The organism is Planococcus sp. ISL-109, from assembly GCF_018613655.1.
Taxonomy (GTDB): Bacteria; Bacillota; Bacilli; order Bacillales_A; family Planococcaceae; genus Planococcus.
On sequence record NZ_JAGGPW010000004.1, the window covers coordinates 66,745 to 87,469 of the forward strand.

21 protein-coding genes and 1 riboswitch are annotated in these 20,725 nt (G+C 48.2%); of the genes, 17 read left to right on the forward strand and 4 right to left on the reverse strand.

Annotation, left to right across the window (positions count from 1 at the left end):
• The first annotated feature begins 10 nt into the window (after window positions 1-10).
• From J7E21_RS02085 to ystJ, 8 genes are all read left to right on the forward strand, one after another.
• On the forward strand, window positions 11-1,870 hold the full coding sequence (locus J7E21_RS02085) for a polysaccharide biosynthesis protein (protein ID WP_215104309.1): 1,860 nt from the start codon (window positions 11-13) through the stop codon (window positions 1,868-1,870).
• Between the two features lie 37 nt (window positions 1,871-1,907).
• Window positions 1,908-3,293 carry a phenylacetate--CoA ligase family protein gene (locus J7E21_RS02090; protein WP_215104311.1) on the forward strand — a complete coding sequence of 462 codons (1,386 nt, stop codon included), beginning with the start codon at window positions 1,908-1,910 and terminating at the stop codon, window positions 3,291-3,293.
• Between the two features lie 126 nt (window positions 3,294-3,419).
• Entirely contained in the window at window positions 3,420-4,532 is a 1,113-nt protein-coding gene (locus tag J7E21_RS02095) for a DegT/DnrJ/EryC1/StrS family aminotransferase (RefSeq protein WP_251047809.1), read from the forward strand.
• Window positions 4,533-4,637: 105 nt separating this feature from the next.
• Window positions 4,638-5,753 carry a YeiH family protein gene (locus tag J7E21_RS02100; protein WP_251047763.1) on the forward strand — a complete coding sequence of 372 codons (1,116 nt, stop codon included), beginning with the start codon at window positions 4,638-4,640 and terminating at the stop codon, window positions 5,751-5,753.
• A 395-nt stretch (window positions 5,754-6,148) separates the two neighbouring features.
• On the forward strand, window positions 6,149-6,478 hold the full coding sequence (locus tag J7E21_RS02105; RefSeq protein ID WP_215104317.1) for a hypothetical protein: 330 nt from the start codon (window positions 6,149-6,151) through the stop codon (window positions 6,476-6,478).
• Window positions 6,479-6,586: 108 nt separating this feature from the next.
• Entirely contained in the window at window positions 6,587-7,330 is a 744-nt protein-coding gene (locus J7E21_RS02110; RefSeq protein WP_215104319.1) for a hypothetical protein, read from the forward strand.
• Window positions 7,331-7,499: 169 nt separating this feature from the next.
• A complete protein-coding gene (locus J7E21_RS02115; protein WP_215104320.1) occupies window positions 7,500-8,435 on the forward strand; it encodes a 3-hydroxyacyl-CoA dehydrogenase family protein in 936 nt (311 codons plus the stop codon).
• 133 nt (window positions 8,436-8,568) lie between these two features.
• Entirely contained in the window at window positions 8,569-9,780 is a 1,212-nt protein-coding gene (gene ystJ / locus J7E21_RS02120; RefSeq protein ID WP_483313470.1) for an NADP-dependent malic enzyme, read from the forward strand.
• Between the two features lie 163 nt (window positions 9,781-9,943).
• On the opposite strand, the gene J7E21_RS02125 is transcribed toward ystJ, so the two are convergent.
• The 3 genes from J7E21_RS02125 to J7E21_RS02135 form a co-directional block, all read right to left on the reverse strand.
• On the reverse strand, window positions 9,944-11,116 hold the full coding sequence (locus J7E21_RS02125; RefSeq protein ID WP_215104324.1) for an aminotransferase class I/II-fold pyridoxal phosphate-dependent enzyme: 1,173 nt from the start codon (window positions 11,114-11,116) through the stop codon (window positions 9,944-9,946).
• Window positions 11,109-12,233, reverse strand: a complete 1,125-nt coding sequence (locus J7E21_RS02130; protein WP_215104326.1) for a methionine biosynthesis PLP-dependent protein — start codon at window positions 12,231-12,233, stop codon at window positions 11,109-11,111. The genes J7E21_RS02125 and J7E21_RS02130 overlap by 8 nt, the downstream gene beginning before the upstream one ends.
• Before the next feature lie 197 nt (window positions 12,234-12,430).
• Window positions 12,431-12,530: riboswitch (SAM riboswitch) on the reverse strand.
• 6 nt (window positions 12,531-12,536) lie between these two features.
• Window positions 12,537-12,677, reverse strand: a complete 141-nt coding sequence (locus J7E21_RS02135; RefSeq protein ID WP_215104327.1) for a hypothetical protein — start codon at window positions 12,675-12,677, stop codon at window positions 12,537-12,539.
• A gap of 240 nt (window positions 12,678-12,917) precedes the next feature.
• Here J7E21_RS02135 and J7E21_RS02140 point away from each other — a divergent pair, with 240 nt between their 5' ends.
• The 7 genes from J7E21_RS02140 to J7E21_RS02170 all read left to right on the forward strand — a co-directional run bounded on the left by J7E21_RS02140 (window position 12,918) and on the right by J7E21_RS02170 (window position 18,211).
• The gene (locus tag J7E21_RS02140) at window positions 12,918-13,862 is read left to right on the forward strand and encodes a cation diffusion facilitator family transporter (protein WP_215104329.1); all 945 of its coding nucleotides are present in this window, start codon (window positions 12,918-12,920) and stop codon (window positions 13,860-13,862) included.
• A gap of 190 nt (window positions 13,863-14,052) precedes the next feature.
• Complete coding sequence (locus J7E21_RS02145; protein WP_215104331.1) at window positions 14,053-14,403, forward strand: ArsR/SmtB family transcription factor; 351 nt, start codon at window positions 14,053-14,055, stop codon at window positions 14,401-14,403.
• A 230-nt stretch (window positions 14,404-14,633) separates the two neighbouring features.
• Window positions 14,634-15,053, forward strand: a complete 420-nt coding sequence (arsC, locus tag J7E21_RS02150) for an arsenate reductase (thioredoxin) (RefSeq protein ID WP_215104333.1) — start codon at window positions 14,634-14,636, stop codon at window positions 15,051-15,053.
• Window positions 15,054-15,264: 211 nt separating this feature from the next.
• Entirely contained in the window at window positions 15,265-15,624 is a 360-nt protein-coding gene (gene arsD, locus J7E21_RS02155) for an arsenite efflux transporter metallochaperone ArsD (RefSeq protein WP_215104335.1), read from the forward strand.
• Between the two features lie 12 nt (window positions 15,625-15,636).
• On the forward strand, window positions 15,637-17,406 hold the full coding sequence (gene arsA, locus J7E21_RS02160) for an arsenical pump-driving ATPase (RefSeq protein WP_215104337.1): 1,770 nt from the start codon (window positions 15,637-15,639) through the stop codon (window positions 17,404-17,406).
• Between the two features lie 48 nt (window positions 17,407-17,454).
• Window positions 17,455-17,883, forward strand: a complete 429-nt coding sequence (locus J7E21_RS02165) for a protein-tyrosine phosphatase family protein (protein WP_215104339.1) — start codon at window positions 17,455-17,457, stop codon at window positions 17,881-17,883.
• A gap of 40 nt (window positions 17,884-17,923) precedes the next feature.
• A complete protein-coding gene (locus tag J7E21_RS02170) occupies window positions 17,924-18,211 on the forward strand; it encodes a HesB/IscA family protein (RefSeq protein ID WP_251047764.1) in 288 nt (95 codons plus the stop codon).
• A 35-nt stretch (window positions 18,212-18,246) separates the two neighbouring features.
• Here the strand turns inward: J7E21_RS02170 and J7E21_RS02175 are convergent, their stop codons facing one another.
• Window positions 18,247-18,744: a GNAT family N-acetyltransferase gene (locus tag J7E21_RS02175; protein WP_215104341.1), complete on the reverse strand. Its 498-nt coding sequence runs from the start codon at window positions 18,742-18,744 to the stop codon at window positions 18,247-18,249.
• Window positions 18,745-18,839: 95 nt separating this feature from the next.
• On the opposite strand from J7E21_RS02175, the gene J7E21_RS02180 reads away from it, so the two are divergent.
• Window positions 18,840-19,286, forward strand: a complete 447-nt coding sequence (locus J7E21_RS02180) for a MarR family winged helix-turn-helix transcriptional regulator (RefSeq protein WP_215104343.1) — start codon at window positions 18,840-18,842, stop codon at window positions 19,284-19,286.
• Between the two features lie 55 nt (window positions 19,287-19,341).
• Entirely contained in the window at window positions 19,342-20,712 is a 1,371-nt protein-coding gene (locus tag J7E21_RS02185; protein WP_215104345.1) for an NAD(P)-binding domain-containing protein, read from the forward strand.
• Window positions 20,713-20,725: the final 13 nt, after the last annotated feature.

Below are 20,725 nucleotides of genomic sequence, written 5' to 3' on the forward strand. Positions count from 1 at the left end.
AGCTAATGATATGACAATTACAAAACGCTATACTTCATTGTTCATTATCGACTCGCTGATCATCCTCTCAGCTACGTATCTCTGCTATTTGTTTTTGCTGCCATTCGATAGTTTCATGTCGGACAAGTTGCTTCTGCTCACGACAATCACTTTGTTTATTGCCCATCATTCCTTTGCCTGGCATTACGGGCTTTACCGGAAGGTGTGGGCGTATGCTTCAGTCCATGAGCTGAAGTCGATCGTCAAAGCCGTGACCTTGACGATGTTTGTGGTGACGGTCATGCAGTTTGTCCAGACGGGTGAATTATTCGGACGCATCTTGGTGTTGACGTGGATGTTCCTGATCCTGTTTTTGGGGGCATCGCGCTTTTCGTTCCGGATTTACCACGAACGGGAGCCGAAATCGGTTGAAAGCCAGTTGAGCCGGACGCTGGTCGTAGGTGCCGGCGAAGCTGGACGGATGATCGTGCGGCAAATGAAGCAAAACAAGCAATGGGGCAGAAAGCCGATTCTCTTTATCGACGACGACCGGACCAAATGGGGGCTTGAAATGTTCGGCTTGGAAGTCGCAGGGCCGATTTCTGAAATTCCTCTTGTGGCGGCAGTCCATCGGATCGACCAGATTGTCATTGCCATTCCGTCATTGTCGAAAAAGGAGATGGCGGAAGTTACGAAGATTTGCATTGGAACGGGCTTGAAAGTCCAGACCATCCCGCGCATTGAGGATCTGATGGTCGGGAAAGTGAAAGTCAGCGATATCCGGGACGTCAAAATCGAGGACCTGCTCGGCCGTGAGGAAGTACGGCTCGATATGGAAGCGTTGACGGAGAAAATTGAAGGAAAAAGCATTATGGTCACCGGTGCAGGAGGTTCGATAGGTTCAGAGATTTGCCGGCAGATCAGCATCTTTAAGCCGGCACGTATCCTGCTTCTTGGTCACGGGGAAAATTCAATTTATACCATCGACCGCGAACTTCGCGCGTTGGTTTCGAAGCAGACGGAAATCGTTCCAATCATAGCCGATATCCAAGACCGAGAACGGATTTTTGACATGGTCGGCAAATTTCAGCCGGATATCATTTACCACGCTGCGGCCCATAAACATGTGCCGTTAATGGAAGCGAATCCGCTGGAAGCAGTGAAAAACAATATTTTCGGGACTAAAAATGTAGCTGAAGCGGCAGATCACCATGGCATTGGAAACTTCGTCATGATTTCCACCGATAAAGCGGTCAATCCACCGAACATCATGGGCGCCTCCAAACGCTTTGCTGAAATGATCGTCCAAAATTTGGCTAGTTCTTCCAATACGACATTTGCAGCGGTCCGTTTCGGCAATGTGCTCGGTTCACGAGGCAGCGTCGTTCCGCTATTCCGCGAACAAATCGCCAAAGGCGGCCCGGTGACCGTCACTGATCCGAAAATGACGCGTTATTTTATGACCATCCCGGAAGCATCCCGCTTGGTGATCCAGGCAAGCATGCTTGCTTCCGGCGGTGAAGTGTTCGTTCTTGATATGGGAGAACCGGTGAAAATCGTCGACCTCGCCCGCAATATGATTCGCTTATCCGGATTTGAAGAGGATGAGATCCAAATCGAATATAGCGGCATGCGCCCAGGAGAAAAACTCTATGAAGAGCTGTTGGATCCGAGTGAGATCCAGTCAGAAAAAGTCTTTCCAAAAATCCATATCGGCAGAGCGACGCCAATTAGCCAAATGGAGATTAGCCGGATCCTGAAAAAGATTCCGGAAATGAGAGAACAAGAAATCCGTGAAACTTTGCTGAAGCTCGCAAATCGCCCGAAAGAAGAAAAGGCGAAAGAGTTGGAGTGGAATAAGGAATGGAAAGCCAAAGGGAAATTTGCTTAAATACAGATTTGATTGATAGGCGCAGGGGGGATGGGTAATGAAGCTACTATCATCGGGATTTTACGGGAATTCTCCTATCTATCTCCAAAATCTACTGCTGAGTTTTCATGAATATGCCAATTCCAGGAAGCGATATGGCATGGGTTATTACCGCTTTCTTCAACAGCTTTCCATCATGGATGAAGGAGACCGGCTGGCAGAACAGGAATTCCAGGATCGGGAGGTTCAGGCGATTATCCGGCATGCTGTGCAGCATAGTCCGTTTTACCGGGAACTTTACAAAAATAAGGCTTCGGATATTCAAAGCGCAGACGGGTTAACGCAGCTGCCGATTATCGAAGAGACGCTTTTTGCAGAGCGCATTGAAGAAATCCATACGGAAACACAAAGAAAAAAAGAAGCATTTTCAAGCGGCAGCGCACCAACAGGATTTCCGCCTCTCCAGTTGACGAACTTGGATGTGCAGAGGCAAACGGCCGCCATCGATTATTTTAAGAAGCAAAACGGAGTGATTAATTTGGAGATGAAGCGCGCCACTTTCTATAGCGGCGATTTTGTCCCGCACGCCCAAACAGAAGGAGCATTCTGGCGCGACATTTATTACCTCAATCAGCGCATTTACTCAGCCCACCATTGCATGGAACCGTTTCTGGAGTCGGTGATCCGGAATTTGAACGAATTCCGCCCTGACTTTATCGATGGATTGCCTTCTGCGATTTTGGCGCTATCCCGATTCATTAATGATCAATGCATCATTTTGACCTTTCAAACGGCTGCCGTATTTGTTGAAACGGAAATTTTGTCGGATAGTGAACGCTTGGAAATCGAAAGTGCCTTCGGTTGTATCGTCCGCCGTTGGAGCATGAAGTCGGAGCGCTCACCGTTCCTTTTCGAATGTGCCGCAGGCAATCTGCATTTTAATATGCGGACCGGCGTGCTGGAATTTGGCGAGAAGGGTGAAGTTCTGCTGACCCGCTTCCATACGCACGGCACTCCGTTGATCCGGCTGAAAATCAAGGATCGCTTGCTGCCCGTCCATTGTCCATGTCCATGCGGCAGCGCCCATCCGGTCGTCCGTAAACCAACCGAACCGGAATCCGAGTATCTGCAATCGAAGAGTAGAGGGAAAGTGACGAGTTTGTATTTGGCGACGGTCCGTGAAAAGTTCCGTCAATTGGCGCCAGCCATGCAATTCGTCCAAAATTCCTTGGACGAGATCATTATTTGGATCGACGGCGAGGGCACTCTTCTGCTTGAGACAGAACAGCAAATCAGACAAGAAATGATCAGTATATTCGGTGCAGATATGCGATTTACAGTTTCTAGAAGACACGTGGAAACAGCAGATTCGGGCAGGTATCCCGGATTGGTGATTAACAACTTGCAAAAGCACATTTGCCAAAGCGATTGCGGCATGAACTGAACAAGCTAATGAAACAAGAGGAGGCTGTTGTACATGAACATTCGACAAGATACAGAAGCATCGGTTGTGCAATTTCCGGTTCCGGCAAAAGAAACAGAAGGCAGGATTTTTCTTTCGGCCCCGCATATGACAGGGAACGAGCAGAAGTATATCGCCCAAGCGTTCGAATCAAACTGGATTGCGCCGATGGGAGAGAACATCAATCAGTTCGAGGCGGAAATAGCTGCGTATGCAACAACGGGTGCGGCGGCAGCGCTATCATCAGGCACTGCCGCAATCCACTTGGCTTTGCAATTGCTTGGTGTCGGAAAAGGGGACCGTGTGTTCTGTTCAAGTTTAACGTTTGTGGCGAGCGCGAATCCAATCATCTATGCTGGTGCCGAACCGGTGTTTATCGATTCGGAAGAAGAGACATGGAATATGTCTCCGTGGGCTTTGCAAAAAGCATTTGCAGCCGCAGAGCAAGAGGGCAAACTTCCTAAGGCAGTGATCATTGTACATATTTATGGACAATGCGCGCGCATGGATGAACTGATTGCCCTTTGCAGCCATTACGGGGTGCCGATCATCGAAGATGCCGCGGAATCGCTCGGTTCCACGTACAAAGGGAGAAAAACCGGAAGCCTTGGGACATATGGGATTTTCTCGTTTAACGGCAATAAAATCATTACGACCTCCGGAGGCGGCATGCTCGTTTCGAACGACCGAAAAGCAATCGGCAAAGCGCGCTTCCTTGCTTCCCAGGCAAAAGATGATGCCCCGTACTATGAACATAGCCGTGTCGGTTATAACTACCGGATGAGCAATGTCTTAGCAGGAATCGGGCGTGCCCAATTGGAGGCCATCGAGTTGCGCGTTACCGCTCGCCGTGAAGTATACAGCCGCTATTTTGCAGCGATCGGTAATCATTCGGCAGTAAAATTCCAGCCTGAACTGGAAGGGACCCGGTCGAACCGCTGGTTGAGCGTCATGTTGCTTGACCCGGCGAAAACAGACCGCTCTCCAGATTACATTCGGGAATGGCTGGAATCGGAAAATATCGAAGCGCGCCGCGTTTGGAAACCGCTTCACCTGCAGCCGCTTTTTGCCGGATGCAAATTCTACTCTCATAACGCGCACGGCAAAACAGCCGTCAGCGAAAAGTTATTTGCACAAGGGCTGTGCTTGCCTTCGGGGTCTGATTTGGAACCGATCCAACAAGACCGCATCATTCAATTGATCGAAGAGATTCTACCTTAAAGCGCCCTTAGACGGACCTGCCATTTGGTGGTACGATAAGTACGGTATCAAAAGACGGTTCGCAAGGAGCAGATGAGTGTGACACAAAACACGAAAAGTCAGCGAATGGTCAGACTGCTACCCGGTCTGGCCATTTGCTTATTGGTCATTTTAGCTGGAATTTACGGTGCAGCCGCCATTGGGTCGTCACTCGGCGCAATCGGGCTCTTGCCGGAAGGCGGAAAAAGCCCGGTTTCAGGGATTTTTGTCGCAATCTTGCTCGGAATTGTAATCCGCAACACCATCGGCTTGCAAGATATCTTCATAGAAGGTGTCGGATTTGCGGTGAAATATGCGCTGCGAATCGGCATCATCCTGCTCGGTTTGCGCTTGAGTTTGACGGAAGCGCTGACGCTCGGTGCTTGGGGATTGCCGCTCATTGTCGCTTGCATCTCTGTCGGCATCGGGGTTACTTTGTTTTTTACGAAAGTTTTCGGGCAGTCCAATCGCCTCGGCGCATTGATTGCGAACGGCACCGGGATTTGTGGTGTCACGGCTATTATGGCAACGGCACCGGTCATCCGTGCGAAGGAAAATGAAATTTCCTACGCAGTCGCCAATATCACCATTTTCGGATTGCTGGGCATGCTGTTCTACCCTTATTTGGCCCACTTCTTTTTTGCGGAAGAGCCGATCAAAGCTGGACTTTTTCTCGGAACGGCTATACACGACACGGCACAAGTGACAGGTGCTGCATTGATGTATGAACAAATGTACGGGTCGACTTTGGCGCTCGATGTGGCGACGATTACAAAATTGACACGCAATCTTTTCATCATCGCCGTTATTCCGTTGATTGCCTATTTGTTTTTCCGCAGTGAAGGACGCGTAAGCGGAAACATGCCGAAATGGTATAAATTGTTCCCATTCTTCATTCTTGGATTTCTTCTCCTGTCATTTATACGGACGGTCGGGGATGCGACACTTGCTTCAAGCGGCCAGGCATTCAGCTTTTTCAGTGCACAAAACTGGGAAAGTTTCTATAGCTTCTGGAGTTCGTTTGGGTCGACGTATATGCTCGGGCTCGCTATGGCAGGCGTCGGCTTATCTACTAATCTGAAGATCTTCCGTGGCATGGGCTTGCGGCCTTTCTATATCGGTTTGATTGCCGCCATCTCTGTTGGAGCGGTAAGCTTACTGCTCATTTCGCTGTTTGGCGACCTGGTGCAGCTCAAACCTTAGGATTTTCCACCTGATGCCTTTCATCAAGAAGGGAGCGGGTGGGTTTTTTGTTCAAAAATCTGGGCATACTGATTTTAATAGTGATTTGAAAAAAATCATTATATTTCTTTAATCAAATTCTCGGAAAGGTCTCAGTCCTTTCATGGGGTTCCTGACTATAGTCATTTTCTGCATTTGCAATCCGCGGCACAGGCCTGAATTTACTCGGCCGGATCTGAGAACGCAATGCCAATTTGAAACTATCGATATCGTATCCGCAAGCAGTCGATTAGCTGGATGCTCCGTGCTTTTAGCAACGAGGCTGAGCGTGTTCTCTGTTGTGCTGCTGGAAAATTCGTTTCCGGCAAGCGGACTAAGGGTATGGAAAACTAACAGTAGCAAAAGGAGGAGAGAGGATGGACATTCAAGCAGAGCGAGATTTACTGAAGGACGATTATGGGAACTATTACGTAGTTTCATACGCCACGAAAGACTCGTTGACGGTCGTGAATGCGGCACTGTACCATGCGTTCAACCAAATGCTGACAGAGGACTTCGTCAAAGAAGTGAAGCGCAAATACCCAAAGGGCATCGCGGTCGGCGTGTATTTTGCAGACTTGGTGCATGAGCAGATTGAAAAGCTTGAAGACCCGGAATTCCCCGGCAATATTTACGATTTGAACGAAGTGAGAAAAGAATACGACATTCACTTGAAGCCGATCTACCACGATTCACTGCATCTTTAGTGATCTATTGAAAATAAGGAAGCTTAAGATTTTTTTGCAAACTATTTACTGAAAATTCGGTAACTATTCATTGGTGTATACGTCAACTCTAAAAAAGGAGGACTGTCGATGAAGTATTGGATAGGTGCAGGCGGGCTAGCGCTCATATTAACAGTCGCGGGCTGTGGAACTCAAGACATGGCCACGGAGCAAGAACCGGAAGAAACGGCCAGCGAAGAGGAAACGACTGAATCGGTGGAACAAACGGAAACAGAAGAAACAGAAGAAACAGAAGAAACAGAAGAAACCACGAGTGGCGACAGCCACGGCGATGAGGCGTCCACTATCGATCCGTACGATTATTTTATGGAGGACGGTTCAACGGCTCAATTTGAAGGATTCGGCAATGAGTTTGCGGAGTTCACATTAAGAACCGATTACATGGAAGCGAATCACGTAGCGACATACGAAAATAATGGTGGAACCGTCGTGCTTAAGGTATTCCGGTTGAATGACGACAGCATCGAACTGGTTAAGCAAGAAGGTGAGTTTTACGATGAATTCAATGCGAGCTTCGAGGAACTGGAAGCGCTGGAAGTGATATCAACGTATCTTGAATTTCCGATCGAAGAAGGTCAAGCGATCGGCGATGCAACCGTTGTTGAAACAGGAGCGAGTTTAGAGACGCCATACCGTGATTTTGATGATGTCTTCGTATTGGAACAAGAAGAGGAAGGTTCAATCAACCGTAATTATTTCGTGGAAGGATTCGGTGAAGTGAAGCGCGAATTCCGTGCAAATGCCGATGATCCGGAAGAGTTTTGGATCACCTCGACTTTAGCGTCCATTGAGCTTGGCGAAAAAACGAAATAAAGGGAACTTCAATCAGTTGGGATTTTCGCCATGCCCATTGATTGTCAGTTGATGCAATCGGACGTTAAAGCGGGATGAAATAATGAAGAACCGAAAAGCCCGCTGAAAAAGCGGGCTTTTCGGCGGGGTAATTGAAAATCAACTCAATACATATAAGGAGAGGGTTAGGATGAACAAGCTAGCAATTATCGGAGCAGGAACGATGGGGCATTCGATTGCACTGTCAGCTGCATGGCACGGCCAGACGGCGGAGGTTTTCGGTGTCGATGCACACGATGTGGAACGCGCACAAAAAGGCTTTGAGTCAAAGTTGCAACTCATGGCAGTCAACGAGCTTATCGGGAAAAAAGAAGTACAGGAAATCAAAAGCCGCGTCACATTCCATACCTCTATGGAGGAAACGGTGAAAGGTGCGGATTTCATCATCGAGGCCGTGCCGGAGAATATGGAATTGAAGCATAAAGTCTATCGCCAGCTAGAGAACCTGATTCGGGCGGATATCGTGATTGCGAGCAATAGCTCCGGTTTGATGCCGACTGCATTAGCGGAGCAGATGGATCATCCCGAACGGTTCGTCCTGACGCATTTCTGGAACCCGGCTCATTTGATACCGCTCGTGGAAATTGTCGCTGGCGAACGGACGAGCGAAAAAACACTGAGGCAAACGAGAAAAGTGATCGAGCAGATGAACAAGAAACCGGTGTTGTTGAAAAAGGAATTGCCGGGCTTTATCGGCAATCGTCTTCAATTCGCTTTGTTCCGTGAAGCGCAAGCGCTGCTCGATGCCGGAGTGGCTTCAAAGGAGGATATCGATGCCGCGGTTACCTATAGCATCGGCAGGCGCCTTCCGGTGACCGGTCCGCTTCAAACAGCTGATCTTGGCGGCTTGGATATTTTCTACGCCATTTCCGATTACTTGTTCGAAGATCTGTCGACCGATCAAAAACCGGGTCGGACTTTGCGTGAACTTGTGGAAGAAAACCACTTGGGCGAAAAGAGCGGGCGCGGCTTTTACGACTGGCCAGCAGAAAAATCAAAAGCAGTTCAAGACAAGCGAGAAGAAGCACTAATCCACTTTTTGAAACAGGATATGGAAGCAGAATAAGGGGGAACAAGCATCATTTCTCTACTTCTTTATCAGTCTAAAGTCTGAAATTATTCAGAATTGAAAGAAAAGTCTTTCAATTTAATGAGGAGGCTATATAATAAACAATTATAAACAAAAGGAGATGAGGCAAATGACCGATTTGAAAAACGATTCGCTAAGCTTGCATAGAAGGCATCAAGGGAAATTGGAGATTCGTTCAAAAGTGGCTGTAAAAAACGAGATGGATTTGAGCCTCGCCTACTCTCCTGGCGTTGCGGCACCATGTCGGGAAATTCATGCCGATCCAAGCAAAGTCCATGAGTATACGATGAAAGGCAATACAGTGGCGGTCATTACAGATGGCACAGCGGTGCTAGGCCTTGGCAATATCGGGCCGCAAGCAGCGCTGCCGGTCATGGAAGGAAAAGCATTATTGTTCAAGGAATTTGCTGGAGTCGACGCATTCCCGATATGCCTGGATACGACCGATGCTGAAGAGATCATCCGTACCGTGAAATTACTCGAACCGGGCTTTGGCGGGGTCAATTTGGAAGATATCGCTGCCCCGACTTGCTTTATCGTCGAGCAGCGTTTGAAAGAGGAAATGAACATTCCTGTCTTTCACGATGATCAGCATGGCACGGCAATCGTGACCCTTGCAGGACTCATCAATTCATTGAAATTAGTAGAGAAGGAAATAGAAGATACCAAAGTGGTCGTCAATGGAGCAGGTGCAGCCGGCATTGCAATCGTCAAATTGCTGGCGAAGTTCGGCTTTGGCCATATCGTCATGTGCGATACGAAAGGGGCCATTTTTAAAGGCCGCCAGAATGGCATGAACCCGTTCAAAGAAGAAGTTGCGGAAATGAGCAATTATGAGATGGAACAAGGGTTGCTTGGTGATGTGATCGTCGGTGCTGACGTCTTTATCGGTGTATCGGCAGAGGGGGCGTTGACAGAAAGCATGGTGCGTTCGATGAATGATGAACCGGTCATCTTCGCGATGGCGAACCCGAACCCGGAAATCCTGCCGCGCGTTGCAAAATCCGCTGGTGCACGGGTCGTCGGGACCGGGCGTTCTGATTTCGCCAACCAGGTCAATAACGTCCTAGCGTTTCCGGGCTTGTTCCGCGGTGCGCTTGATGTGCAGGCGAGTGATATTAATGACGCGATGAAAATCGCCGCGGTCGAAGCGATTGCCGCCTTGATTGCCACACATGAACTGCATGAAGAATATGTGATCCCGAAACCGTTCGACCCGCGTGTCGCACTGGCAGTCGCAGAAGCTGTAGCGAAAGCCGCTGTGGAAACAGGTGTCGCCAGGGTATCGCTCAAAGAGCCTGCCCAGCAGATTGTCTTATAATAGAAAAAAGCCTGAATTCCTGTCCCCCGGGAATTCAGGCTTTTTTGTGCTGTTATGGGTTTTTGATGAAAGTGGATATCAGCCATCCCCCAAACGAAAAAGGACTGCCCAGAAAGCCGTTTTTCATGAGCTTTTGGGCAGTCCTTTTGTATATGGGGAACCATCAATAGGCGATGCTGACGCCTTTGGCCACTGCAATTTTTTCGAGTGCCTGGCTGAAGTCGGCGATCAGATCGTCCACGTGTTCAAGCCCGGCGGAAAAGCGCAACAGGCCCTCGGTGATTCCGCGTTTTTCCCGTTCAGCAGGAGGCATAGAGGAATGGGACATCGTTGCCGGATAGGACAAGATCGATTCGACCGCGCCGAGACTGACGGCGAACACCGGAATTTGCAGTTCTTTAACGAGGATGCGTGCTGCATCTTTATCCGCTAAACGGAACGACAATATACAGCCGGCATGGCTCGCTTGGCGGTTGTGGATCGGATTTCCGGGATGGAACGAAAAGCCCGGGTAGTAGACTTCATCAACTAGCGGGTGATTGTTCAAATACGCTGCAATGCTCGCAGTCGTCTCACCGGATTGTTTCATGCGGGCGCTGAGTGTTTTGATGCCTTGGATCAAAGTGAATGCATCCTGCGCACCGAGAACCGCACCGAAGGTATTTTGGATAAACGCCAATTGCTCGCCAAGCCCGGCGTCTTTTGTGACTGCAAGTCCTGCAGTGATGTCGCTGTGGCCGGATAAGAATTTCGTTGCACTATGCAACACTATGTCTGCACCAAGCGCCAGCGGGTTTTGGTAGAGCGGCGTCATGAATGTGTTGTCGACGAATGTCAGGGCATCGTTGGCTTTTGCCAGTTTTGCGGCCATTTCGATATCGGTGATTTTCATGACTGGGTTGGACGGCGTTTCAATATAGACGACTTTCGTGTTGGGCTGGAACGCCGATGCCACTTCGCCCAAATCAGTCATGTCGACAAAGGTGAAGTCAATTTTGAATTTTTCAAGCACCTCTGTGATGAATCGGTATGTGCCGCCGTAGACATCTTCAGAGACGAGCACGTGATCGCCTGCTTTCAGTAACATGAATGCGGAAGAAATGGCCGCCATGCCGGAAGAAAAGGCAAGTCCGCGAGCGCCACCTTCGAGTTTCGCGATTGTTTCCTCGAGTGATGTGCGCGTCGGATTGCCGGAGCGGCTGTAATCGAACGGCCCGAACGCATCAATGCTTTCTTGATGGAACGTCGATGACAAATAAATCGGCACATTGACTGCGCCCGTTAATGGGTCGATTCCTGCAGAATGGATCAGTTTCGTTTCAATTCGTTCACTCATAAGAAATGACCTCCTTTTCCAGTTTGGCCAAGGCTTGGGACAAATCAGCGATTAAATCTTCTGTCTGCTCTACGCCTACGGAAAAACGGAGCAGGCGATTACATACACCGCGTGCCGTGCGCTGTGCAACCGGCATATCGGCATGGGTTTGCGTGGCTGGATAAGTGATAAAGCTTTCTACACCGCCGAGGCTCTCGGCGAACGTGATGAGTGACAGGTTTTCCAAAAATTCACCGATCCATTCTTCCTCACGCAAGCGGAACGACAGCATGCCGCCTTTACCGGGGTACAGAACTTCGGTGATGGCATCATGGGTTTGGAGATAATCCGCGAGTTCACGGGCGTTTGATTCGTGCTGGCGCATGCGCAGCGGCAGAGTTTTTAAGCCGCGTATCAATAGCCATGAATCCAGCGGCGATAACACTGCACCCGCAGAATTATGGGCGGTGGCGAGCTTTTCGCAGAGCTCAAAGCCTTTTGCAACGACCAGTCCTGCCAGCACATCGTTATGGCCCCCGATATATTTAGTGGCACTGTGAAGGACGATATCCGCGCCTATTGTGAGCGGCTGCTGCAAATATGGCGTCAAAAAGGTATTATCCACAATCAGCAATAAATCATGGCGTTTTGCGAGTTCAGCATAAGCGATTAAATCGATTTCCTGCATCAGGGGATTGGTCGGCGTTTCGATAAAGATCGCCTTGGTGTTGGCAGTGATTTTCGCTTCAGTCGATTTTGCATCGGTAAATGCATCGTATACCGGCCGAATATTGTAACTGTCGCTGTATTGCTGCATCAGGCGGTAAGTGCCGCCATAAATATCTTCAGGCAAGAGAATTTCGTCGTTCGGACGGAATAAGGAAAGGACCAATTGGATCGCCGCCATGCCGGAACTGCAGGCAAACCCTGCATCGCCGCCTTCTAAGTTGGCGATGCCTTCTTCTAAAAGATTTCGCGTCGGGTTTTTGGTGCGGGTATAATCATAGCCAGTCGATTTGCCGAGCCCCTCGTGTTCATACGCGGTGGAGAGGTAAATGGGCGGGTTGACCGCACCCGTTTGTTTATCGCTGCGGTTGCCGAGCTGCACGAGACGTGTTTCCAAGCTATAATCTGTCATGGTCCTCATCCTTTCAATAAAGCGAAACTTCAATCAGTGGGGGTCTCATCCCCACTGATTGTTAGTTGATCCAATCGGACTTTTACGGACCGTTGATCTCCTGCTTTTGCAAGTGGGAATCTTACGGACCGTTAAAGTGGGATAAAAAAATAGCTTTCTTCTATAATAGAAGAAAGCCATTGTTTGTATATGCTATCTTCTCATCTGCCAGGCAACGCCTATTGGAATTAGCACCGTGACTGAGTCCGGTTGCTGAGACTTCGCAGGGCCAAATCCCTCCGTCTCTCTCGATAAGAAATCGTCTTATGCAGTTGGTTGATGTTTTTCATCATACGTTAAAGGGAGAGAAAATACAAGCGGAATATTGAAAATAATCGGACAAATCATAAAATGGCGCTCACTTTTATTTCTCTTGTTGAAATTTGCTGTTAATTTTTTGAGCATGACCTTCATCTCCACCTTTGAAGAAAGTGGTGGGGAATTTGTTGTAGATTTGTTTTCAATAGGTGATTTAACGCGCATTGAAAACTAAGCCGGCTGAAATGTGTCGAATATTTTTTCTTTTTTCTTTTTCAACGGGTTGAAGCGATTTTCCTGTTTTTTCAATAGGATATTTGGAAGCCTACAGGGAATATAACAAAGGAAGGCTTGCATCACGAGGGCCTATGAAAGAAGGAGAGTCAAGTGGGAGCGGAGCACAATCATTCACACAACAGAAATAAAAAGACTTTATTAATCGCATTTTTAATTATCACCGTCTATATGGTGGTCGAAGCGATCGGGGGCTATTTGACGAATAGCCTTGCCCTTTTGGCGGATGCCGGCCACATGCTCAGCGATTCGGTTTCGCTTGGCGTTGCTTACCTGGCTTTTTCTATCGGCGAAAAAGCAGCCGACAAAATGAAAACTTATGGCTATAAGCGCTTTGAAATATTGGCTGCAGTTTTTAACGGCGTGTTGCTCGTGGTGATTGCGCTCTATATTTTCTATGAAGCCTATCAGCGTTTTTCCGACCCGCCAGAAATTGCGACGTCGGGCATGCTCATCATCGCGGTGATCGGCTTGTTCGTCAACATACTGGTCGCTTGGATTCTGATGCGCGGCGGGGACACAAAGGGAAATCTAAATCTCCGTGCCGCTTTTTTGCACGTCCTCAGTGACCTGCTTGGATCGGTTGGTGCGATTACAGCGGCTCTCCTGATCATTTTCTTCGGGTGGGCATGGGCCGATCCGCTTGCGAGTGTACTGGTGGCCATACTTGTTTTGATCAGCGGATGGCGCGTTACAAAAGAAGGCATCCATGTTTTAATGGAAGGAACACCGAAAAACGTCGACCTGGAACAAGTGAAACGTGCAATTGAAATGCTGCCGGCCGTGAAAAGCATCCACGATTTGCACGTCTGGAGCATTACGAGCGGAAGAAATGCGATGTCTGGGCATGTTGTTATAAGAGAACATATCTCTTTCAAAGACAGCCAGCAGGTTTTAAGGGAAATCGAAGAAGCGCTCGCGGAATTGAAAATCGGCCATGTCACGGTGCAGCTGGAAACAGAAGACAATCCTCATGAGGATTCGATCAGCTGTCAGCCAGAAGAAGATAGCGAAGAAGCGGGGCATGAGCATCATTAAAGCGGAATAGATGGAACGTTGGGCAAAGAGGAGCGGAATTTCCGTTCCTCTTTTTTGTATGAGAAAATTTGCTTAAAAAACATTTTTAAAAGACAGCAACACTTGAAGATATAAGTATATGCTGATATGCTGTAATTAGTATTAAGCATTACATACAACGAATTATTAATAGAGTGAGGTGAATCACTATATGGAAGTGAAAGCACGCGAGATTGAAATCGAAAAGGCGAGCATGGTGCTCAAGCTTTTAGGGGACAAGACAAGATTATCGATGGTCAAACTGTTGGAAAAGAACGATTGCTGCGTCTGTGAATTCGTTGAAATCTTCAACGTCAGCCAGTCCGCCATCAGCCAACATTTGCGGAAATTGCGGGATCTGGGATTGGTGAAGGAAAAGCGTAAAGGGCAATGGATTTTTTATTCATTGAACCAGGACAGTGAGCTTTATGAAATGTTGATGCAAGTGCTGGCATTTATTCCAAGCCAAGATGAGCGCATCGAGAAATTGGTGGAACAAGGTTTGCGCATCCGTTGTGACTGAAGTTTAAGTTATCAAGTTTTAGCATAATGATATTCCGCAAAACCGCTGCGCTTTCCTGCGGGCGAGTGCCAAGCCTCCTCAGTCGCTACGCGCCTTGCGGGGTCTCGGCTGTCTCGGCTTTCCCGCGGGAGTCTCCGCAGTTTTGCTCCATATCTTATTGGGGTGCAATATCATACTGGATTATATACCAGTCAAGAAAATTTTATATTTAAATAAGGGAGTTAATAAAAATGACGAAAAAAACATTGTACTTTTTATGCACAGGAAATTCATGCCGCAGCCAAATGGCGGAAGGCTGGGGGAAAGAAATCTTAGGTGACGACTGGCAAGTATTGAGTGCTGGGATTGAAGCGCACGGTTTGAACCCGAACGCGGTGAAAGCGATGAATGAAGTGGACATTGATATTTCAGAACAGACTTCGGATGTCATCGATACGGAGATTTTGAATAATGCAGATTTTGTTGTCACTTTATGCGGCGATGCAGCAGATAAATGCCCGATGACGCCGCCTCATGTGAAGCGTGACCATTGGGGCTTTACGGATCCGGCGAAAGCGGAGGGTACGGAAGAAGAGAAATGGAAAGTGTTCCAGTCAGTGCGCGATGACATCGAGGCGCGCATCCGCCACTTTGCGGCGACTGGGGAGTAAGTAAAGCAGTTTGAGATTTTATATAAGTAAGAGGCATGGAATGGAGATCGCGCTCCAGGTCTTGCGCTTCATCTCTATTAATGAAGTGGAATATTGTTTTGAAGCGTAATGATGCCGGCGTCGAACAGATTAGATATATATAATTCGTCCATTCTATTAAAACCATTCTATTTGATAGAACGAAAATACATGAGTTGAAGGAGAATTGATCATGAAAAAAGTTGAAATTTTTGATCCGGCGATGTGTTGTTCTACAGGAGTGTGTGGACCGACTGTGGATCCGGAACTGACGCGCATTGCATCGGCAGTGTATTCTTTGGAGAAAAAAGGTTTCACGATTTCACGCCATAATTTGACGGATGATCCTGGTGCGTTTGTGAAGAATCAACAAGTCAATCAAGTACTCGTCGAAAAAGGCCCGGACGCATTGCCGATCGTTTTAGTCGACGGGGAAGTTGTAAAAGTAGCCGAATACCCGACAACGGAAGAGTTGGCGGAATGGTTCGAGATGACGCCGGCTGAATTGCAGGAAAAACCGCGCGTACGCTTGTCACTCAATATCAACAACTAAAGGAGGATTCCGATGTATTCATTATTCAATCCGAATAAAATGGTAGTTACTCCGTTTTTGTTTTTTACAGGAAAAGGCGGCGTCGGGAAGACGTCTACAGCATGTGCCACTGCGGTCGCTCTCGCTGATCAAGGCAAGAAAGTATTGCTCGTCAGCACCGACCCGGCTTCCAATCTGCAAGACGTTCTGGAAGTGGAACTGACAAATGACCCGAAGGCCATTCCGGCTGTCGAAAATTTGTCCGCCTGCAATATCGATCCGGAAGAAGCGGCACGTGTTTATAAAGAAAGCGTCGTCGACCCGTATCGCGGCAAATTGCCGGATACTGTTCTTGCGACAATGGAAGAGCAATTATCCGGTGCTTGCACCGTCGAGATTGCGGCATTTGATGAATTTTCGCATTTACTCGCAGATGATGAAATTCTCGCGCAATATGACCATGTTATTTTCGATACTGCACCGACCGGCCATACACTGCGCCTTTTGCAATTGCCGACGGCGTGGAGCGGATTTTTAGAAGACAGTACGCACGGCGCTTCCTGCCTAGGCCCGCTTGCAGGCCTAGAAGGCAAAAAAGCAATGTACGCAAAAGCAGTCGAATCACTATCGGATGGCGACAAGACAACTTTACTGTTGGTGGCGCGTCCTGATAATTCGTCTTTGCTCGAAGCCGATCGTGCATCATTTGAACTGAAAGAAATCGGCATCAAAAACCAGTTGCTCATCGTCAACGGGCTGCTGCAGACACATCAGCCGGAAGATGCCATATCGACAGCATTTTACAAGCGGCAGCGTGCAGCAATCGAGCAGACACCGGAAGCATTGAAGCAAGTGATGACCTATTCACTTCCATATGTCTCTTACTCGTTAACTGGCGTGGAAAATTTGCGCCATCTGTTCAGTTCATATGCCATTACAACGTTCGAAACAGAAGAGGCAGGAGAGAAACTAAACTTGCCGGGACTGAACGAAGTCATCAATGATTTTTCCGAAAACAATACACGCGTCATTTTCACGATGGGCAAAGGAGGCGTCGGCAAAACGTCCGTTGCTTCTGCAATCGCAGTCGGTTTGTCCGAAAAAGGGCATAAAGTCCATTTGACGACGACCGATCCGGCCGCTCATCTCGCCTATACGTTTGAAGGAAGCGGAATCCGCGACAATTTGTCGATCAGCAGCATCAATCCGGAAATTGAAGTGGAACGCTATAAACAGAACGTCATCGAACAGGCAGGTATGGGGATGACAGATGAAGAGCTCGCCTATTTGAAGGAAGATTTGGAATCACCATGCACGGAAGAAATCGCGTTGTTCCAGGCATTCGCAAAAGTGGTGGAAAAGTCCGAGAACGAAGTCGTCGTCATTGATACCGCGCCGACCGGGCATACTTTATTGCTGCTCGATTCGACGGAAGCGTACCATAAAGAAATGAGCCGCTCGACCGGGGATGTGCCGGACAGCGTCAAAAAGCTATTGCCGCGCCTTCGCAACCCGAAAGAAACGGGTGTCGTCATCGTCACACTGGCTGAAGCGACGCCGGTACTGGAGGCAGCGCGCCTAGAGGAAGATTTGAAGCGTGCCCAGATCGAGCCGAAATGGTGGGTCATCAACCAAAGCTTGTATGCGACAGATACGGCCGATCTGGTCTTAAAAGGGCGTGCCGCTTCTGAGAAACAGTGGATTCGCAAAGTGAATGATGAACTCGCGCAGAAATGTGCAATTATTCCGTGGCTCGAAGAAGAGAAAATCGGTTATGAACAATTAAAAGCGTTCATTTTGTAAATAGCATAGATTTATATTGAGGCAGCCAGGAAGGGATGACGGAAAACGATGAGCGAAACTTATCAGCAATTAGTGAAAGACCGTATTTTTATCGGCGGCGCAGCAGATGCGAAAACTGCAGTGGAAAAAGAAGGCATCGATATCGTATTCGATTTGCGCGCAGAAGCAACGGATAGCGATGGAAGCTATCCCCGCGTCCATGCACCGATTGTCGATGATTCCGTTGAACACCAGGATGAATCGATCCAAGACGCAATCGATGGAGTCGTCATTGCTTACGAAGAAGGCAAGAAAATATTTTTCCACTGTGCTGGCGGCAGTAACCGAACCGGCACTGTAGCTATAGGGACACTTCTCGCACTAGGGGAAGCGGATACGGTCGAGGAAGCGGAACAGATGGCGACATCCGTGCGGCCGAAAATCAGTGTGAAGCCTGAACTGAAAGAATCACTTGAGCGCATTTTTCCACAAGCTTAATTCGTGTTAAAGTAAATAATAAAAGATAAGAAGAGGAGAGATGGATCAAATGATGATTACCGAGGAAGCAAAAAGCTATATCCAATCCATTCTAGAAGAAAAGCAAACGGAAAACTTGCGCCTCTATGCAGTCGCTGGCTGCTGCGGCCCGCAGATCGGCTTATCGCTGGATGCGCCGGAACAAACGGATGAACTCGTCGATGTGAACGGCATCCGCATAGCGATTGCGCCGGATGCGAAACAATTAGCGGATACCCTTACCTTGGATTTTGATACACAAGGCGAACAAGGCGGCCTTGTTATGGTCGGTGCACCAACTGGCTGTTAACTAACGAAAAAAGAGCTCATCAGTGAGCTCTTTTTTTAATGGATTCCGTTCACGCTGCTTCTGCGTTCTAGAAGGATGTTGTCGCGCCATACGCCGTCCCGTTTCCCGATGCGCTCGCGGAAGCCGACTTCACGGAAGCCGTTTTTCAAATGCAGGCGTAAACTTGCACTATTTTCCGGGAAGATTTTTGCTTCCAAAGTCCAAAATCCTTGCTGCTCCGAAGCTTGAATCAATGCGTGCATGATCTGTTGGCCGATGCCTTTACCGAACTGCGTGGGATCAACGTAAATGCTCACTTCCCCGACGCCTGAATAGACTGCCCGCAGTGACACGCGTGAAAGCTTGCAAAAGCCAAGGATTTGCTGCTCGGACTCGATGACTATGCGGCAAGCAGTTGTTTTTTCATCGCCCCATTTTTCATGACTGGGTGCTTCAGTTTCAAACGTCGCGAGACCAGTGTTGATTCCTGCTTCATAGATCCGCTTGATTTCCGGCCAGTCGTCTTCGGTTGCTCGTCTGATTATATATTCCATTCTATTCGCCTCCGATGAATTATTAAAAAAATTATAAATAAAATACTTGCAAAATGCAAGTATTTTTCGTATGATGTATATGTGAGGTGTAGATAATGGAAAACAAACGAGAGCTTTTTCAAAGCATGGTCAAACGCTTTGGTCTGCTGAATAGAAATTGTTGCACCGTCGGAAAAGTGGAAATCAGTTTGGTGCAAAGCCATATTCTTTATGAGATCGACCGGCGTGAACTGCCGTCGATGCAGGAAGTTGCGGACGCATTAGCGACGGACCTTTCCACGTTTAGCCGGCAAGTACAAAGCTTGATAAAATTGAATTTAGTAGTTAAGGCGCCGTCTGATGCAGATAAGCGGATTTCCGTTCTCTGGTTGACTGAGGAAGGAAAAGAACTGGCAACCGTCATCCAACAAGATATGGAAGCGCATTTAGATGAAATTTTCTCGCATATGACGGAATTCGAACGGGATATTGTCCTGCAATCGATCAAACTATTGAACGAAGCGATGGCGAAATCATCTGTCTGCTGCAAGCCGATGTATTAATTATTAAAAAATACTTGCAAAAATCAATTTTTTATAAAAACTAGGAGGCTATAATATGAATGCTAAAACTGCTTGCAGTTCTATAACACCACAACCGATCCGTTTTGAAAAATCAAAAGACCAATCTGGGAATCTGCCGGTTGTCGTAATCGGTGCAGGACCAATAGGGTTGGCGGCAGCTGCTCAGTTGGCGTTGGCGAATGAACCATTTCTTGTCCTTGAAGGAGGGCAGATGGTCGGCCATCATGTGTTGCAATGGGGCCATGTCCGTTTGTTCTCTCCTTGGCAATATAATATCGACAAGGCAGCGGGGGAATTATTGGAGCGTTCCGGATGGCAAGCGCCCATGGGCGAGGAATTGCCGACTGGAGCCGAGTTAGTCGAGAACTATTTAACGAAACTGGCCACTGTACCTGAGATTGAACCGTTTCTTCGTCTCAACACGCGCGTTGTCGGCATCAGCCGAAAACACCAGGACAAAATGAAGACGGCAAACCGGGAAAACCAGCCGTTCGTATTATATGTTGAAACTTTAGGAAAACAAATAGAACGAATCGAAGCGAAAACAATCATCGATGCGACGGGAACATGGGGGCAGCCGAACCCGCTCCACGCAGATGGCGTTTGGACGAGAAGTGAGCGGGATCTTCAACCACACATCTTTTATGGCATTCCAGACATTCAAGGGCATGACCGCGAACGTTTTGCCGGAAAACATGTGGCAGTTATCGGCAGCGGGCATTCTGCCATCAATACTCTTTTAGACCTTGCCGAACTCGGTGGGAATGAGCCTAACGGAAAAATCACGTGGATTTTGCGCAAGCCGAAAATCGAAGACGTTTACGGAGGAGAAGCAGACGATGCCCTTGAAGCACGCGGTGCGCTCGGTTTGCGTATCCATGAGCTTGTCGATTCTGGTCGTGTGGAGATCTATACACCGTTCCGAGTTGAGAATGTTTTCGAGAACGGTCAGACACTGACATTGGAAGGCGAATGGAAAGGCGAAAACTACTCTATCGAAGAACTCGATGAAGTGATCGTCAATACAGGAAGCCGCCCAGACTTAAGCTTCTTGCGGGAAGTCCGCTTGGATATTGATTCCGCAACTGAAAGCATAAAAGCACTGGCCCCTCTAATCGATCCGAACATCCATAGTTGCGGCACCGTCCGCCCACACGGAGAAAAAGAGCTGCGTCAGCCAGAAAAGAATTTTTACATCGTCGGCATGAAAAGCTACGGCCGGGCACCGACATTCCTGATGGCGACCGGTTATGAACAAGTCCGTTCGATTGTCGCATATCTGACTGGTGATGTTGAAGCCGCAGAGAAAGTGGAATTGGACTTGCCTGAAACGGGTGTCTGCAGTTCCGGAATTTCGAAAAGTGGAAACCAAGCGATTACAATCAGCGGCGCTGGGTGCTGCTGAAAAGGAGGGGAAA